Source organism: Candidatus Chordibacter forsetii (assembly GCF_964187505.1).
Lineage (GTDB): Bacteria > Verrucomicrobiota > Verrucomicrobiia > Opitutales > Seribacteraceae > Chordibacter > Chordibacter forsetii.
The window spans coordinates 1-13,681 of sequence record NZ_CAXLML010000004.1 but is presented as its reverse complement, the minus strand read 5'-3'; the positions used below and the strand labels follow the sequence as shown (position 1 = coordinate 13,681).

13 protein-coding genes are annotated in these 13,681 nt (G+C 46.2%); 7 read left to right on the top strand and 6 right to left on the bottom strand.

The features are described 5' to 3' along the window. Together ACKPQ4_RS00185 and ACKPQ4_RS00180 are read left to right on the top strand one after the other, a co-directional pair. Positions 1 to 190, top strand: a 190-nt coding sequence (locus ACKPQ4_RS00185; protein ID WP_407679187.1) for a hypothetical protein, incomplete at its 5' end; no start/stop codon positions are given. Beyond that, a complete protein-coding gene (locus ACKPQ4_RS00180; protein WP_407679186.1) occupies positions 187 to 927 on the top strand; it encodes a 16S rRNA (uracil(1498)-N(3))-methyltransferase in 741 nt (246 codons plus the stop codon). The genes ACKPQ4_RS00185 and ACKPQ4_RS00180, both read left to right, overlap by 4 nt. Here ACKPQ4_RS00180 and ACKPQ4_RS00175 read toward each other — a convergent pair. Beyond that, the gene (locus ACKPQ4_RS00175; protein ID WP_407679185.1) at positions 894 to 1,481 is read right to left on the bottom strand and encodes an RsmD family RNA methyltransferase; all 588 of its coding nucleotides are present in this window, start codon (positions 1,479 to 1,481) and stop codon (positions 894 to 896) included. The genes ACKPQ4_RS00180 and ACKPQ4_RS00175 overlap by 34 nt on opposite strands. 90 nt (positions 1,482 to 1,571) lie before the next feature. Between ACKPQ4_RS00175 and ACKPQ4_RS00170 the strand changes: the two genes are divergently transcribed. The 3 genes from ACKPQ4_RS00170 to ACKPQ4_RS00160 are packed head-to-tail and all read left to right on the top strand — an operon-like array spanning position 1,572 to position 5,942. Next, positions 1,572 to 2,303, top strand: a complete 732-nt coding sequence (locus ACKPQ4_RS00170) for an RsmE family RNA methyltransferase (protein WP_407679184.1) — start codon at positions 1,572 to 1,574, stop codon at positions 2,301 to 2,303. Positions 2,304 to 2,313: 10 nt separating this feature from the next. After that, the gene (locus tag ACKPQ4_RS00165) at positions 2,314 to 3,789 is read left to right on the top strand and encodes a hypothetical protein (protein ID WP_407679183.1); all 1,476 of its coding nucleotides are present in this window, start codon (positions 2,314 to 2,316) and stop codon (positions 3,787 to 3,789) included. Further along, the gene (locus ACKPQ4_RS00160; protein ID WP_407679182.1) at positions 3,750 to 5,942 is read left to right on the top strand and encodes a thioredoxin family protein; all 2,193 of its coding nucleotides are present in this window, start codon (positions 3,750 to 3,752) and stop codon (positions 5,940 to 5,942) included. Before ACKPQ4_RS00165 ends, ACKPQ4_RS00160 begins: the two co-directional genes overlap by 40 nt. Positions 5,943 to 6,008: 66 nt before the next feature. On the opposite strand, the gene ACKPQ4_RS00155 is transcribed toward ACKPQ4_RS00160, so the two are convergent. The 4 genes from ACKPQ4_RS00155 to ACKPQ4_RS00140 all read right to left on the bottom strand — a co-directional run bounded on the left by ACKPQ4_RS00155 (position 6,009) and on the right by ACKPQ4_RS00140 (position 9,763). Beyond that, a complete protein-coding gene (locus ACKPQ4_RS00155) occupies positions 6,009 to 6,347 on the bottom strand; it encodes a P-II family nitrogen regulator (protein ID WP_407679181.1) in 339 nt (112 codons plus the stop codon). A 39-nt stretch (positions 6,348 to 6,386) separates the two neighbouring features. Further along, positions 6,387 to 7,583 (bottom strand): ammonium transporter, encoded by a 1,197-nt coding sequence (locus ACKPQ4_RS00150; protein ID WP_407679188.1) that lies wholly within the window; start codon positions 7,581 to 7,583, stop codon positions 6,387 to 6,389. Between the two features lie 389 nt (positions 7,584 to 7,972). Further along, the gene (locus ACKPQ4_RS00145; protein ID WP_407679180.1) at positions 7,973 to 8,311 is read right to left on the bottom strand and encodes a P-II family nitrogen regulator; all 339 of its coding nucleotides are present in this window, start codon (positions 8,309 to 8,311) and stop codon (positions 7,973 to 7,975) included. A gap of 48 nt (positions 8,312 to 8,359) precedes the next feature. Continuing rightward, the gene (locus ACKPQ4_RS00140; protein WP_407679179.1) at positions 8,360 to 9,763 is read right to left on the bottom strand and encodes an ammonium transporter; all 1,404 of its coding nucleotides are present in this window, start codon (positions 9,761 to 9,763) and stop codon (positions 8,360 to 8,362) included. Positions 9,764 to 9,998: 235 nt separating this feature from the next. Here ACKPQ4_RS00140 and ACKPQ4_RS00135 point away from each other — a divergent pair, with 235 nt between their 5' ends. Then, positions 9,999 to 11,339, top strand: coding sequence for a replication-associated recombination protein A (locus ACKPQ4_RS00135; protein ID WP_407679178.1), 1,341 nt, complete (start codon positions 9,999 to 10,001; stop codon positions 11,337 to 11,339). A 22-nt stretch (positions 11,340 to 11,361) separates the two neighbouring features. On the opposite strand, the gene ACKPQ4_RS00130 is transcribed toward ACKPQ4_RS00135, so the two are convergent. Next, on the bottom strand, positions 11,362 to 12,864 hold the full coding sequence (locus tag ACKPQ4_RS00130) for an arylsulfatase (protein WP_407679177.1): 1,503 nt from the start codon (positions 12,862 to 12,864) through the stop codon (positions 11,362 to 11,364). Positions 12,865 to 12,884: 20 nt separating this feature from the next. Here ACKPQ4_RS00130 and ACKPQ4_RS00125 point away from each other — a divergent pair. Further along, a partial coding sequence (locus ACKPQ4_RS00125) for a phosphotransferase enzyme family protein (protein ID WP_407679176.1) occupies positions 12,885 to 13,681 on the top strand: 797 nt, incomplete at its 3' end.

Here is a 13,681-nt window from a genome sequence, read left to right as displayed (position 1 = left end):
TGGGAACCAATCGATTGTTTGTTTGTATAATTTTTTACCCAGTTCAAGCGTGGTCAAGCCGATGAAGGAAATTAAAAAACGCTTTCCCCAAAGCAAGGCTAGGGATTTAATTAGTGGCGGAGAAATTGATTGGGGAACAAATGATCTCGAACTTCGTCCATACCAGGCTGTTTGGTTATTGTCCCATTGAATCTCTTTTTACTCGAAGAAGCCGTTGATGAAATTGAATGGCCCGCTCAGGACGAACGGTCAGTCCATTTAAAAAAAGTGCTCCAAGCAAAAGATGGGGAACGGCTTGATTTTGGGGTGATTAATGGCCCGCGGGGTAAGGGCTTGATCGAATGGATAAATTGTGGAGCGGTCAAAATTTCTTTTGAGTGGAATGCCCCCCACTTATCCGACCTTCTTCCCATCTCGTTATTGGTTGGTCTTTCAAGACCTCAGACTTGTCGTAAGGTAATCGAACAGGCTGCCTCGCTCGGAGTGGCGGAAATAATTTTTTTCCATACGGACAAGGGGGAGTCCTCTTATGGTGAAAGTTCCCTATGGCATAATGAATGGCAACGTTTGCTGATTAAAGGCACGGAGCAGGCATTTTCCTGCCATCTTCCACGATGCATTAAGGTCGATGGGTTGGAACAAGCACGAGCGGCTTCTCGAATTGTCCCCAAAGTTGCCTTGGCCCTTGATATTTATGAAGCCGCCGAATGTATTTCCACCTTCAAGCAGAAAGAGAATGAACCTGCCCACTTGGCGATTGGACCAGAGCGCGGATGGTCACATCAGGAAAGGGATTGTCTGAGGGTTAATGGGTTCAGCCTTTGTCATATGGGCCAACGTGTTTTGCGAGTTGAAACTGCTGTGGTGGCCGCAGTTGGGGCAATATCCCCAGCTTATTGGGCTGGCAAGGGTTGGTCAGGTCGGTAGATTCGATGCACGGGAGAACCGCGTTTTTCCTTACCCAAAGTTTTTGTTAATTCCCAACCTGTGAATTGAAGGACTTTTTCGCCTGGGCTTTCTAAGATAATTCGGCCATTACGAGTGAGAAAATTTTCCTGCCTAATAAGATCAAAAATTTGGGGGCAGAGCCGATCAATCTCCATGTAGGGAGGATCAATAAAAATGATATCGTAGGGTCGGTCGGGTTTACTCTTAAGGAAGTCCATGACATTACGGTTTACTAGTCTCCCCGCGGGGCCCTCCAATTTTGCACTTTTGAGAACGGCTGCAAGGTTTACCTTTAAGTCTGCAAAGACTTTGCGGTGGTTCTCAACTAAAGTGATTTCAGCCGCTCCCCTGCTGAGAGCTTCTAGACCATAGGCACCAGAACCGGCAAATAGATCAAGAGCACGGATTTGTGGAAGAATGCTTGAAATCGATGAGAATAGTCGTTCACGGGTCGTCTCGATCGCCGGACGTACTCCATTTTTCGAATTTACTCGCAAGGGAATACCCCGGGCTTTTCCTCCGCTTATGCGCATAATGTATTTTTTCTTTTTACAAACATAAATTCATCCCTTGCATGGTGTTGAGTTGCCAAGCAAGCAGTATTTTTTCTACCTTTGATTGATATGGCGAGGTATATCCGGGCATTTATTGAAGATTCTCCAGAAAATGAAGGGGATGAAGTATTGTTGGCTAAAGATGAAGGAAGTCACCTCAGCCGAGTTTTGCGCATTCAACAGGGAGATGCTGTGGAATTACTTGACGGTAAAGGGGGGCGTTTCGCTTCCAAGTGCTTGGAAGTAGATCGGAATCAAGTCAGAGTAGGTATTTCTAAAATTGAGAAGGTTGCTCCATGCAAGACCCAAACCCGAATGGCCATAGCTTTGGGTAAGGGAAACAAGTGGGAAGAAATCATCCGTCCATTAACGGAATTGGGTATCAATCGATTGACTCCTTTAAAGACAGAAAGAACAGAGGGAGCTTTTTCAGGAGTAAAATTAAAAGACAAGAAAGAACGATGGATAAAGATTGCCCGCGAAGCATCCAAGCAAAGCGGAAATGCCTGGCTTCCTGTATTTGATAGCCCGATTGATTTTCAGGAACTTATCAAATCCCCGGAAGCAGGTGAAGAAAGATGGATGGCCAGTTTAACCTCGGGCATGCGAACAGAAAGCATGGGGAAAGAAGCGAATTTACTTTCCATCTTTATTGGACCAGAGGGTGGATGGAGCGAACGGGAGGAAGCTCAAGCTAAGGAGGTGGGACTTTCTTTCTTATCCCTTGGACCTTACACCCTTAGGCTGGAGACAGCTACTGTTAGTGCATTGGCGGTTGCACGACAGTTATTGCTTTGCTAGGTAGTTGGTTATGCCGGCGGAATTTACGGGTGAGCAAAAGCTCAGGATTGTACTGGAATCGATCATTCGTGGGGTTCCCAGAGATGATCAGTGCAAAAAATACGGCATTACTCCGGAGCAATTCCAAACCTGGCATGATCATTTGATCAAAAACGGGGGGAGTATTTACGAGCAAACAGGGTCTAATGCAGGACGGGGTTTCAATCATACTAAAAAAATCCGCACTCGAAAAATAAAATATGTGCCTTGGTATATCAAATTTCTTTTAATTCTTAGTATTTTCTCGAACCTAGCTGCCGGAATCGTTTGGGCAGTTTGGAACTGGTCTGTTCAACCCGTTGAACCTGGATTGATTGTAGATGCAGAACCATCTGTATCCCAGATAGAAATTGCAGATGATAATACTTCATTGGTGAAAGATATAACCACACAACCACCCGAGTTGGATGATTTAATCGAACAGGTCGATCAATTTGGTAAGTTATCCGATGATGGAACTGTACGAGGAATGAAAGCACCTCTCTCCGGTAACAGCCCCAGACCCAATCTTGAGGAAATGCTAGCACCAGCTCTAAAACTTCCTGAGCCACCATCGAGCTTGGAGTTGGGGAATCGAGTAGATTTCATTGACCAAACCTATGAAGCCAAACATGTGGTCTACCTAATTGATGCAGGGTCTTATCAGTTAAAAGGTCCTAATGCTGTGGAACGCTTTGAGTCTATGAAACTTTCCGTCTTGGAATCCTTGACCAAGCTCTCTGCAAATTCCTATTTCAACCTGGTGCTTTGTTGGAACCTTCGAGAATCCCATGCCCTTGGCAAAACGATTCTACGGGCCAATGATGAAAACAAAAGGTATGCCACCGAATGGATTACCAGCCTTGGAACAACCCCTGATTTATTAAAGGAAGGAAGGAATCAATTTTATCCCAAGGAACTTCTTTACGCTCAAGTGCTCCCTGGAGTGGTTGGGCCTTGGTATGGACTTGCCACCGCCATGAGTTATGATCCTGATGTTGTTTTCTTTCTTGCTGGAAATATGCCTGATTTTTCACCCGATGAAGTTTCACGCAACGATTTCAACGGATTGGGAATTACTCGGGATACAAATTTATTGGCTAATCCACAATCTGCCGGAGTGGGGCAGGGGCTGAACTCCTTAATTCGCAAGACTGCAGGTTATTGGCTTGTTGCCCTACAAAGTGAGCGGAATTTGCCGGACAATGCCGAGGAAATAGAGGAGATTGCTTTAAAAAGGTTGGGCATTGATTCATCCCTGCCTGGTTTAAGTTTTCAAAAACATGCTATTCCCTGGGGAAAATCATTTGATAATTTTCTCGCGGGTTTGGAACTTGGAATATCCAAAATTCCACAGGTATATGTTTTTCAGACTTTGCAGGAACATACAAGATGGCCAACATCTTTGCAGAAATCGATGGCTGAGTTTTGCGAAAGTACTCGCGGGAACTTGAGTGTTTTTCCCTAGACCCTGATTTGCTTGCTATGTTGGCGAGTCTTTACCGTTTAACCTTCCTTTATCTTTGTTTTTCAACGGGAGTTTGGGCGAATTTTGTTCAGCCTAAAGTAGATGACCTCATAGTTGTTGAACCGGTATTTGCTTCTCCGGTGGTTGTGCCGGGTGGAGAGGTATGGGTTGGGTTCAATATTTCGCTGGAAACCGATTGGCATGTTTATTGGAAAAATTCAGGCGAATCCGGTTACCCCACAACTATTCAATGGTCGTTACCAGAAGGATGGATGATCGGTGAACTCGAATTCCCCTCTCCATATTTGTATGAATATGAAGGGATGACTGGTTATGCCTTGGAGAATAATTTTACTGTGCTTGCCCGTTTAAAAGTTCCAGTCTCATCAAGTGATTCCATCGGGAAGAAGGTTGAATTAAGCGGAACCTTCAACGCCCTTGTCTGTAATGAAGCATCCTGCCTGCCCTATGAATACTCCTTTTCCATGGATCTTACATTGGGCAATGATCCGGTATTTGATGCCAAAACTCGAGAATGGCTAGATAAGGCGAGGGCAAAGCTGCCCATTCCTATGCCAACTAGTTCGATTGGAAGTGCTTCCTTTTCAGGATCCTCCGGGAAATTGTCGATTCATGGTCCCAAAATACAAAACCTAAATAGTAATGATTTTATCTTCTTTCCAGAAGAACCTTCTATATCTGTAGGCCTTTCTTCTCTTTCATCCTCGAGTAAAAATCGTTCAATTGGCATGGACTGGAGAGTAGCCGAAGGTTATGAGAAACCACCTCAAAATTTAACTGGATTATTGTTTCATCCTAGCCTTTCCAATGCGTGGGAAATCTCCTTTCCCATTGAAGGTATAGGCTTTTCTTCCCCCTCCCATAACTATTCTGAGGGAACGGAATATATCGCTGATGAATTTGTTCTACTTCGCCTTCTCCTCGCGGTCGTTTTCATCAGTATGGCTGCCTGGGCATATGGTCGCTCTCGGCAACCATCAGCACTGGTCGGCAACTGGTATGCATTTGCTATTCTCAGCTTAGTGTATGGCTTGTGGTTGGGCTACCCTGGTCGAGTACCTTCTTCCACTTTAGGTACCCTACATTGGGAAGTCTGGAGCCAGGAATTGCAGGACCAATTACTTGCAGATGGCAACGCGGTTTATGTCGATTATACAGCTAAGTGGTGCCTCTCTTGTCAGGTAAATAAACGCGTTTATGGAGATCAGGAAGTAATCGATTCGATTGCTGCAGGTAATGTGAAATTATTACGGGCAGATTGGACGAAAAAAAGTGCCCAAATTCTTAAATCTCTACAATCTTATGGTAGAGAAGGAGTACCCTTGAATGTGTTTTATCCCAGTTCTTATAATGGAGTTTCTTCAAATCCCCTCATCCTTTCAGAAGTTCTATCGGCTGATCTCCTTAGTGAAACGATGCGTGAGGGGAAGGCAGTCGATAAAAAGAATAAAGAGTATAATTTTGCCGCTCTATTGGGGCTCGCTTGGTTGGGTGGATTAATTCTTAACCTTATGCCCTGTGTATTTCCTGTAATCGGCCTGAAAATTATGGGTTTTGTGAAGCAGGCTGGTGAAGAAAGTTCAAGTATCATTCGGCATGGTTGGGTTTTTACCCTCGGTGTGTTGCTGTCCTTCTGGTTGTTGGTTGGAGTTCTTTTAATCATGCGGGATGGTTTGGAGGAGCAACTCGGTTGGGGGTTTCAGCTACAGGAACCTGGATTTGTATTTATTCTTGCTCTGATTCTTTTGACCTTTGGTCTCAGTTTAAGTGGTGTATTTGAAATTGGAATGTCTGTGACTGGAATAGGCTCCGGTTTGTCACAAAGATCTGGTTTATCCGGCAGTTTCTTTTCTGGCGTCTTGGCTACGGTAGTGGCTACCCCCTGTATGGCTCCTTTCCTCGGAGTTGCCGTAGGAGCTGCTCTGACAATGCCAGCTTTTTACTCCTTTATTATATTCACCGCAGTAGGACTGGGGCTTTCCTCACCTTATCTTGGCCTTTCCTTTTTTCCTAAGTGGGTACAGAAACTGCCCAAACCTGGAGCGTGGATGGAATCTTTCAAGCAATTTATGGCATTTCCTATTTATGCCACTGTGGCTTGGTTGATTTGGACACTAGAGGGGTTGCTCTAAGCCAAAAAAAACACTTCCGGACAGATCGCCCGGAAGTGTTTTGCAACTAAATATTGCTAGTTAAAATTAGAGGGCAACTTCGCCCTGCTCGCCAGTACGAATACGCACGGCTTGCTCAATAGGGATAACAAAAATTTTACCATCGCCAATTTTCTCGGTTTTGGCGGCTTTTACGATGGTATCAATTACTTTGTCTGCGATATCGTCAGGAACGGCGACTTCGATGACTACCTTGGGGAGGAAATCAATGGTATACTCGCTACCACGGTAAATTTCTGTATGTCCTTTTTGTCGCCCGAAACCCTTGGCTTCAATCACAGTCATTCCTTCGATTCCGATTTCGGAAAGGGCTTCTTTTACATCTTCGAGTTTAAAAGGTTTGATAATGGATTTGATCAGTTTCATATTTGTATAAAAGTTAGATGACTATGAGGGTAGTTAAGATTAGCTAAGAGAATAACCATTCTCGCCATGAGACGCTTGGTCAAGCCCCTTTGTCTCATCTTCTTCGGATACCCGGATGCCAGAGGTAAGGGCTGAAATTACTTTTACGATGATATAAGTGGCTACAACAGAAAGAGCAATCGCAGCCAAACAACCTTGGGCTTGAACAATCAATTGATCGCTCCAGCTATCGGCATTTATTCCTAAGCCTCCTAGCTCGCCTTTCCAACCAAGGTAAGAGACCATTAAAGTTCCGAGTATTCCACCGACTCCGTGAACCGCAGCCACATCAAGAGAATCGTCAATGCCCAACTTTTCTTTGATAAAGCCACAAGCATAGTAACAGATAATTCCGGCTGATGCTCCAATGATGATTGCTCCGAGTGGCCCCACACTTCCAGAAGCTGGAGTAATGGTTGCAAGTCCAGCAACCATCCCGGTAACAATTCCTACCAGTCCTGGCTTTCCGGTGCTACGCCATTCCACAAGCATCCAAACCAAGCTTGCAGTGGCAGCTGAAAGATGTGTAACCAACATGGCCATTCCTGCACTGGTATCTGCAGCGGCAGCACTACCAGCATTAAACCCAAACCATCCAACCCAGAGCATAGCTGCACCTGTCATTACCATGCCAGGGTTATGCGGAGGTTTTAAAGATTTGGGGAAGCCTTGCCTGCGACCAAGCATAGCGGCCAAGGTCAGGGCAGATGCACCTGCGGTTGCGTGCACCACAATACCACCTGCAAAGTCAATTACTCCCTTTTCAGCAAGCCAGCCGCCACCCCATACCCAGTAGCATACAGGACAATAGACGACGATTAGCCATAAGGCACTAAAGAGAAGAACTGCAGAAAATTTAATCCGCTCGACAAAAGCACCGACAATAAGAGCGGGTGTGATGATCGCAAAAGTCATTTGGAACATGATCCAAACCGTTTCTGGATGATCCCCGTTGAGGGAATCAGCAGTCAGATGTTGCAAGAAGAAGGCTTCGGTTCCCCCGATCCATTCATTGCCACTGCCTGAAGTCAAAGAGAGGCTGTAGCCAACTGCAAACCAAACCATTGATGCAAGACAGGCGATGGCAAAGCAGTGCATTAATACGGAGAGTACATTTTTGGACTGAACCAAGCCGCCATAAAAAAGAGCCAGTCCGGGCAGGGTCATAAATAAAACAAGTGCAGTGGCAGTAAGCATCCATGCTGTGTTTCCACTGTCCAATGCTGCCTCTTCCTCAACCACCTGTGCGGGTGTTGTTTCGGATACCAAGATGGTTGCATCCGCTGAACCTATTTCGGTTGGTTGTCCATCTTGAGCAGACAAGAATGGCAAAAGACCCATGCTAAATAGAAAGATTATGTATTTGGAAATCATTATTTTATTTGTTCGTGATTACAGCGGTATAGTAAGAAGCATTTAATAAGAAAAATTTTCACATAATGAGCAAATATAATTTTTATATGAAAACTTTTCATATTTTTTCCCGCCAAAACACAAAAAAGCCCGGTTCACAAAGGAACCGGGCTAAGGTTAAAAAGAAACAATAAGGATAATTAATTCCTTATTGCCCGTAAGGATTCGAGAAATTAGAGAGCTTCGTCTCCTTTTTCTCCTGTTCGGATGCGTACGCATTCTTCCATGGGTAGAATGAAGATTTTACCATCTCCAATTTTCCCAGTTTGTGCGGCTCCTACGATCGCATCGACTACTTTATCTGTCAGGTCATCTGCCACTCCGATTTCGATTTTAACTTTCGGCAAAAAATCGACGGTGTATTCGCTACCTCGGTATATTTCAGTATGTCCCTTTTGTCGGCCAAATCCTTTGACCTCAGATACGGTCATGCCTTCAACTCCGATTTCGGACAAGGCATCCTTAACTTCTTCAAGCTTGAACGGCTTGATGACTGCTTTGATTAATTTCATGATAATTCTTTTGTTTTTGATTAATGAGTCTTAGGTAGAATCGACTTATTAGTTTGTGTAGGCTTCTTGACCATGCTCAGTAATGTCAAGCCCACGATCTTCTTCTTCCTCGCTAACACGGACTCCCATAATAGCTTTTAATACCGTAAATACGATATAAGCAAAGACAAAGGCAAATATGCTCACCAACAAGGCACCCTTGAGTTGTACCATGAAGTCAAACCCGTCCGCAAATATGGCAACAGCCAGTGTTCCCCAGATCCCACATACCCCGTGCACGGAGATTGCACCGACTGGATCGTCAATTTTGGATTTGTCAAAAAAGGTGATCGCAAAGACAACAATGATTCCAGCAATTAAACCTATCAGTATGGCACTGCCTACAGAAACAACATCTGCATTGGCTGTTATTCCTACTAGGCCGGCCAAAATGCCGTTAAGGGCCATGGACAGATCAGGCTTTTTCAGGGCGAACCAAGAAGTAAACATTGCACCAAGCGCACCTGCACATGCAGCCAGGGTGGTGGTGGTAAATACCAATCCCAACGCACCTGGTTCTGCAGACAACACTGAACCACCATTGAATCCGTACCAGCCAAACATCAGTAGAAATACTCCAATAGCCGCAAGCGGGAAGTTGTGTGCAGGTATGGGCTTGATGCCATTTTCAGTATATTTTCCACGACGAGGTCCAAGAACCATCACACAGGCCAGGGCACCAAAACCACCAAAAGCGTGGACGACCGTTGAACCAGCAAAATCTTTGAATCCAATATCAGCCAAGACTCCACCGCCCCAGTGCCAAGAACCTGCAACAGGATAAGCAACACCTACGAAAAGAACTGCAAAGATCATAAAAGCAGAAAGCTTTACCCGTTCGGCAACTGCACCAGAAACGATAGTTGCTCCGGTCGCAGCAAACATAGCTTGGAAGATAAAATCACCAAACCCTGTCATGGCTAAACCGAGGCCACCATATCCCCATGTAGATCCACCGTCGGCGTTGAGGTCGCCAATCATTCCGCCCCAGCTAAACCAACCATTGAAATCTCCTGGGTAATGGGTATTGAATCCGAAAAAGGCATAGGTCAGAACGCCAATTGAGATTATAAACACATTTTTAAACAGGATATTTACAGTGTTCTTTTTTTGACAAAGGCCAGACTCCAAAGTGGCAAAACCCAAGTGCATTAAAAACACAAGAGCTGCCGCAATTACAGTCCATAACATGGAGGTCGTGAAAAAGTCATAGGCAGGTGCATATTCACCCTGTGCCTCCAACAGTTCCAGGTAGTCGTCGACTGGACCGGCTTCTTCCTCAGCGGCTGGCGTTTCTTCGTGATCATCCGCATGGGCGGGCACGGCGTTTGAGAATGCAAGTATGATCGCCAAAAGAAGAAACTTCCAGGGAGATGTACCTATACATAATAACTGTAGGGATTTAGATTTCATTTTATTAATTATTGATATTCAGTGATTAGTGACACTTTTGTTAGTTAGTGAGAGCAATATTGCAGATGGCGTGCCAAAATTGACTAACCCCTGAATGTGGTCGAAAATTTTACTACCGAACCCATCCAAATGTTTAGTTTGTGATCAACTAAATTTGAATATTTGTTGATCCCCTGTAGTAGGTCATTCCATTGGCTTGCCCCAAGCTCTTCAAAGTGTTTGGATGGTTCAGGTAATGCAACACGACGGCACCATGGATTTTCCCCTCGGACAATCAGCAACTAAAGGGGGGGCAATTAGACCCCTGGCGGAACGCATGCGTCCGCATTCACTAAATGAAGTAATTGGACAGGATCATTTGTTGGGTAATGGATGCCTGCTTCCCAAATTGATTCGTGAAAACCGGGTAGGGAATTTGATCTTTGCCGGTCCGCCAGGTACAGGCAAAACTAGTTTGGCCACTGTGATTGCAATGGAAGGATCGTGTAAACTGCTCAAAGTAAATGCAGTTACCTCCAATGTTGCAGAATTACGCGAGACCTTGAAGCTTGCAAAGTATCACGGTGCTGAAACCTGCTACCTTTTCGTGGATGAGATTCATCGATTCAATAAATCCCAACAAGATCTGCTGTTACCTGATATCGAATCCGGGGAGGTTCGGCTAATTGGTGCGACGACTCACAATCCAAGATACTATGTGATCGATCCCTTGCTCAGTCGATCGCACTTGTTTTCTCTTAAGTCTCTGGATGAGGAAATCATCGAACAGGCTCTTCATTTCTGCCTTACGGATAGGGCGCGTGGCTTAGGCGATCGTCAATGTTCTGCTGAAGAGGGAACCCTTGCCAGTTTGGCTCTCTTTGCCGGAGGGGACATGAGGCGGGCATATAATTTATTGGAAACCATCGTGGAGGGGTTACCGGAAGGAGCAACGATTGGAGAGGAACAAATTGCTCTCTTTGCAGGTGAACGCGGGGTTCGTTATGATCGCGATGAGGATGAGCATTACGACACTGCATCCGCTTTGATTAAGAGCATGAGAGGAAACGACCCTGATGCCGCTATTTATTGGCTAGCCAAAATGTTGGCGGGCGGAGAGGACCCACGATTCATTGCCCGTAGACTAGTCATATTTGCCTCGGAGGATGTGGGCTTGGCCGATTCTCGTGCCTTGTTGATGGCCGATGCAGCCTTTCGGGCGTGCGAAACCATTGGTTTGCCTGAGTGCGAACTTAACCTCGCCCATGCTACCCTCTTTCTTGCCACATGCCCAAAGAGCAACAGCGTCACCCTTGCCATTGGGGAAGCCAAGCGTGCCCTGCGGGAACGACCCGCCCAGTCCGTACCCTCCTCGGTCCGCGACCGCCATGGCCGGAATCGTGAGGACCGTGAAGAAGGGGAGGAGGGTTACTTAAACAGCCATGAATTCCCCGAGAATATATCCGGTCAGGAATACCTCGAAAAACCTCTCACCCTTTACCGCCCGAAAACTTCAGGTGCCGAGTCTGCTATTTCTGAACGGTTAGATAAATGGAAATCCCTCCGCCGCTCGGCCCAAAAATCTTCCCCGCTGTAAAGCGATACTGGTACCGGGGTCCTTACTTTTTATCGGTGGTCTTGCCTTTCCAATTTGAGCTTTTCTTAGCTGCCTGCCGGCCTTCGTCGGGGTTGCCGGCATCACCACCCATCGCGATCATTTCAGGATAGGTATCGTCCCACCATTTACTGTAGGCATTATCAAGGCTGATAACCAGCCCTGGTTTCTTGTCTGCCAGGTCATTTTTGCACCCTGGGTCTTTTTTTACATCAAATAACACCCACTTGTTCTTTGGGCTCAGTCCCCAGTGGTACTGGGCGGTACCGTAAGCGTAAGTATGTACTGTACGACCTTTCTCGATTGCCTGAAGGGCCATGCACTGGCTCATGTACTTCAGGCAGTCCTGATTTCCACAGTGGTGACTGCGTAGCATAAGGAAATTACCTTGGCGTACCCCTGCCATCGCATACTTGTGGTGCTCAGCAAATCCACTTGGCCAACGGGCAACATGGTGGAAAAGAATCCTGTCTTTTTGCCAGTCCTTTACTTGTCCCTTGCTATCAAGAAGGGGAAGGAGGTTATTTCCTTCCAGCTTGGGTTTTAAGTTTGCAGGGATCTTAGTGCCTGTCAGTTCACAGATCGTGGGGAAAACATCAAGATGGGCGGTGAGATTGCCCATAATTCTTGGTTTCCATTTGCCTGGCCATCTCCAAAAGGAAAAGGCACGGGTGCCCCCTTCCCATGCTGAACATTTGGACCCGCGCATATTAGCGTTGTACACATCTAAACCCTCGGTCACGCCGTTGTCATTGACCATGATCACGATGGTGTTCTTCTCCCGTCCGGTATCCTTGAGGAATTTCATAAGTCGGCCGAGGTTGTAATCAATATTTTCCACCATTGCTAAATAGGTGGCATGAGTATCATTCAGTCCGGCATCACGGAATGGTTTAATGAATTTTTCCGGAGCAGCCAAAGGGGTGTGGGGAGAGTAAGTGCAGAGGTAGCAAAAGAAAGGATCATCGCCTGCTTCCTCTATAAAGGCCATGGATTCATCAAAAAAAACATCCTCACGGTATCCTTTGGATTCCATTCTCTTTCGGTTGCGGACGAAAACGGCGTCGAAATGAGCGTTTGGTCCGGCCTGGTTGGTGGAGCACCAGTCAAATCCCTGACCGCTGGGGCCAGGTGAATTCCCAAGGTGCCACTTACCCACAAATCCGGTGCGGTATCCATTCTTCTTTAGCAGCTCAGGAAAGCAGACTACTTTCTCGTCCAGTTGCTGGCGCGGTGGAATGGTGTGGGTTACCCCGGTGCGGAACTCATGCATTCCACTAAGCAGGGCAGCCCGTGTGGGCGAGCAGGAAGGACTGACATAAAAATTATCAAAGCTCACACTTTCCTCTCGCAACTTATTGGTGTGCGGAGTCTTTAAATACGGATGCCCATGGGCATTTACATCTCCATACCCCTGGTCGTCAGTCAGGATGAAAATAATATTCGGACGCTTGGCGATTCCTAGGAAAGGAAGAAGGAAGAGTAGGACAAGAATGGGCTTTTGCATCGAGGATAAGTAAACCTTTTTTGGGACACGCAAATCAATCAAATAAATCGAGATTAAAATTTTCTCTCGTTGACCCATCTGACAAAATTTTGACGATGTGTGGATTGAAAGATTTATCCATTAGCCAACTGCTTGTGCTAGCATCCCGTTTTCAACTGGATGGAACTGCCACATCTGCCGAACCCTTTGGGAACGGAAATGTAAACGATACCTTCTTATTGATTACTGACTGTGGGCACTCCTACACCCTCCAGCGGATCAATCACGATGTGTTCAAGGATCCCGTCTCCCTGATGGATAATTTTGCCCGGGTCACCCGGCACCTTTCCCAAAAAAACACCGATGGGCAGACCACTCTTAACACTCTTGTTCTTGTGCCCGCATTGGACGGTTCAAGTTACATAATCGGGGAAGAGGGAAATTACTGGCGGGTCACCGAATATGTGCCTAACGGTCTGTCCCTCGAAGTCCCTCAGTCCCGCGAACATGCCTATGAGGCTGCCCGTGCCTTTGGCGATTTCCAGTATCAATTACGAGACATCCCGGGCGATCCGCTCATCGAGACTATTCCCGACTTTCATAACACCGAATCCCGCTACCATGCTTTTCTTCGGGCAGTGGAAGCGGATCTCTGCCAGCGTGCCTCCGAGGTGGCCGACCTCATTTCTTTTGCCAAGGAAAATGAACACCTTGCCACCCTCATCCGTTATGCCAATTTTCCCACCCGTACGGTGCACAACGATACCAAGCTCAACAATGTGCTATTGCATGAGACCACCGGTGTGGGTCTCTGCGTGGTCGATCTCGATACTGTGAT

Coding starts and splice junctions, on each gene's coding strand:
- ACKPQ4_RS00155 (WP_407679181.1), bottom strand. CDS start 6,347: ATGAAACTGATCAAATCCATTATCAAACCTTTTAAACTCGAAGATGTA.
- ACKPQ4_RS00150 (WP_407679188.1), bottom strand. CDS start 7,583: ATGCTTACTGCCACTGCACTTGTTTTATTTATGACCCTGCCCGGACTG.
- ACKPQ4_RS00140 (WP_407679179.1), bottom strand. CDS start 9,763: ATGAAATCTAAATCCCTACAGTTATTATGTATAGGTACATCTCCCTGG.
- ACKPQ4_RS00165 (WP_407679183.1), top strand. CDS start 2,314: ATGCCGGCGGAATTTACGGGTGAGCAAAAGCTCAGGATTGTACTGGAA.
- ACKPQ4_RS00145 (WP_407679180.1), bottom strand. CDS start 8,311: ATGAAATTAATCAAAGCAGTCATCAAGCCGTTCAAGCTTGAAGAAGTT.
- ACKPQ4_RS00135 (WP_407679178.1), top strand. CDS start 9,999: ATGCAACACGACGGCACCATGGATTTTCCCCTCGGACAATCAGCAACT.
- ACKPQ4_RS00170 (WP_407679184.1), top strand. CDS start 1,572: ATGGCGAGGTATATCCGGGCATTTATTGAAGATTCTCCAGAAAATGAA.
- ACKPQ4_RS00175 (WP_407679185.1), bottom strand. CDS start 1,481: ATGCGCATAAGCGGAGGAAAAGCCCGGGGTATTCCCTTGCGAGTAAAT.
- ACKPQ4_RS00130 (WP_407679177.1), bottom strand. CDS start 12,864: ATGCAAAAGCCCATTCTTGTCCTACTCTTCCTTCTTCCTTTCCTAGGA.